Below are 2,628 nucleotides of genomic sequence, written 5' to 3'. Positions count from 1 at the left end.
TGTACTGACTTACCTAAGCGAGGATCGTCGGCGACCAGACACAACATGCGTCCGCCGTTATACTCTCGGGTTGCTCTAATACGTGCCACTCCGATTGTCTGAAAGTCGTAAAGACCTGGCTCGTTAACAGGATCGCATTCTAATAGCGAGGTCCGCGCTAATTCGCTTCTATACCATGAGCTTAGACGCGATGTCAATTTTACTTCGACGCCTTGCTTTTCAGCCCAACGCTGCAAGCGCGTAAGCACAGTGGGGGTGGGAGGCAATGCCAAGTCCTCTTGATGGACCATGTCGCCCATTGGGTGAGAAAACTTCAGGGCCCTGGATGCTTCTTCCATCTCAGGACCCCGAAGAGATAACTCGTATACGACTCCGTTCCGCTCCCTGGTTGACAGTGTTAACATTTTAGTAAGGCTTTCTCTCCAATAGCCAGCCTGCGACCCACCCCTTTTTGTTTGGATCCTTCAGGGTTCCATTGCACCAAACCCAACATCCTTCTACGTTGACTACATTGGCGAGCGCTTCACCGGAGAGTAGCATCCTATCTGTTGGATAGAACTTGTTGATCTTGGAGTAAAGCCAACCAGGCCCACTCCGTACGTTTAGCCAGCTTGTTCCTGGATCCTTTATACCTACCTCAACAACAGTATCTTGAGGAGGAGGCGGAGCCGTAGGTGTTCCGTAGCTGGATATGATTCGCGGCATCATGAACGGAAGGACGGGTCCGAGATCAAAGTCGTCCCACTCGCTAGATCCGGGATTATGTAACGCGAAGTAAGCTGTCCCTAAATAGACACACCCCAGGGGCATAGCTGCGTGCTGCCAAAAATCGTCTTCAGCGGCTATGCCCTCCATGAACCTTTTAGCGTCCAAATTGAGGGCTGTTTTCCAACCCTTCGGAGGCATTGTTTTGAGGTCTATGCCACCCTCGCCCTTAAGGAACTGAGTACCCGCTGGGAACATTCCAGGGTAGTCTCTAATCACTCTCACCAACCGATAGTTGTGCCAGTCGTCGGTGGGAGACATGTTACCGTCAACCCAATACCCCTGCATGCCTAGGGGGAATCTCATTTGGGCTGCGAGATTGATTACTGGTCGATACGGAGCCCATCCGTCAATGCCCATACCGTCCGATAGAGTATGGGGATTCCCCTCGTAGAACGATAACACGACACCCTTCTTGTTGGCATTATCCAACAGCCTCATAGCGGCCATAACCGTATTGGCGTAGTGGGTGGCAAATCTGGGGTCATCTGTGTTAAACCCTGGACCCCCTACCTCGAAGTGAGCATAAGGACTAGCGTTGATGAACGGCTGCATTGCTGTAAACCAGTTGCTAGCGGTGATGTTGGGATCTGCCCACGAGTTCACACCATTTTCGAATATATGCTCAGTGCTGGTTACTCGTAGCACGTAAGTAGACTTTGGTCCCCAAGCACTATAGAACCTGTTGAGCAGATTGGTCTGGTTGTGTACCTTAGTGACTGCTAGGGGAGTTGGATTTCCCTTAGCGTCCTTTAGAGCGTTGATGACGTAGTCTACACCGCTCGCTGTATCCCCAAAGCCTATACCAATGGTTGTAGTCATGGCTTGATCCTCCCTTTCTGACGCATTCTGGTGAGTGCGGCATTCTCACGGCGCACGTACACTATGATATGGCGCATAGCATCACGCTCATGAGGAGTTTGGCTAGTCTCCCATAAGCCGTAACGTTTCAACATGTAGTCTGGACACCCCTGCTTATATGCAGGTTGATGGAAAACCAGCTTTACGTCCATGCGTTGTATATGAGATGTTAACGCCCCGATATAACGAACAGTTAGAAGTTCGGGGTCGTCGTGACTGACCTTTACTGCCAACTTGGGCCACAAGGTAAAGTTCTCAATTACGTATACCTCTGGCTTCGGCGCGATACTCAAAAGTATGTCAACTCCAGGGTATCCCTTAACTACCCCTCCAGATATCTTGATGTACTCTTTTGGACTTCGTACATCAATTAGGGCATACCCCGTTCTAATTCCGGGGTCAATTCCCAATACAATCATGGTCAGTCCCTTTCTAGTGGTGCCAAATATGTATGCACATCGCGATTACCATGCGTGCCAAAGCCCACAGCATGCTGGCCATTTGGTCAAGGATGTCGATCATCGATACGATTGCAATACGTGCGGTGGCCAGAGTCAGTGTCTGAGGTAACGAGGCTCTCCCAGACACGAGTGGCTCATTGATGTTAGATTCAAACCATGTGAGAGCATCCTCCTCCGACCATAAGGCCCAACTTGGAACACCGTCCTTCAAACTTTGTGCAGCTCTCTTAACCCCCGGAGTAGGTGGGAGCACAGAGAGTATCCCGGCCTCGACGTCTGAAGTGTTTGCGGGTATTCGCACGTTAAGATGCAATAGATCACAGTCATCTAATACGTCATAGATGGCTAACATATTGGCCTCGTCGGTCCCATCACTGCCGTGTGCGTCGTAACCTACTAGCGTGAATAGCATTTAACTATCTCCGGAAGTCAAATAGATATCGTACTTAGTTAGCCTAAGATTGTAGGACGATGATGAAGCATTCTTGCCGTTTATAGTAAACTTAAAAATGTGGCGCCCAGGCGTTACTACTGTGAATGT

At 49.8% G+C, this 2,628-nt stretch carries 3 protein-coding genes; all 3 read right to left on the bottom strand.

The features are described from left to right. Positions 1–404 (bottom strand): hypothetical protein (locus PHI12_15075; protein ID MDD5512106.1); only part of this gene is annotated, 404 nt, incomplete at its 3' end. 1 nt (position 405) lies between these two features. Then, positions 406–1,587, bottom strand: a complete 1,182-nt coding sequence (locus tag PHI12_15070) for a hypothetical protein (GenBank protein MDD5512105.1) — start codon at positions 1,585–1,587, stop codon at positions 406–408. Continuing rightward, positions 1,584–2,045: a hypothetical protein gene (locus PHI12_15065; GenBank protein MDD5512104.1), complete on the bottom strand. Its 462-nt coding sequence runs from the start codon at positions 2,043–2,045 to the stop codon at positions 1,584–1,586. The genes PHI12_15070 and PHI12_15065 overlap by 4 nt, the downstream gene beginning before the upstream one ends. Between the last annotated feature and the right edge of the window lie 583 nt (positions 2,046–2,628).

It is taken from the genome of Dehalococcoidales bacterium (assembly GCA_028716225.1).
In the GTDB taxonomy this organism is placed as follows: Bacteria; Chloroflexota; Dehalococcoidia; order Dehalococcoidales; family UBA5760; genus UBA5760.
The sequence above is the reverse complement of the archived record's forward strand: the minus strand, read 5'-3'. Positions and strand labels throughout refer to the sequence as shown.

Bases quoted from the DNA above. Each gene is read 5' to 3' on its own strand.
- PHI12_15070 (MDD5512105.1), bottom strand. From the start codon at position 1,587: ATGACTACAACCATTGGTATAGGCTTTGGGGATACAGCGAGCGGTGTA.
- PHI12_15065 (MDD5512104.1), bottom strand. From the start codon at position 2,045: ATGATTGTATTGGGAATTGACCCCGGAATTAGAACGGGGTATGCCCTA.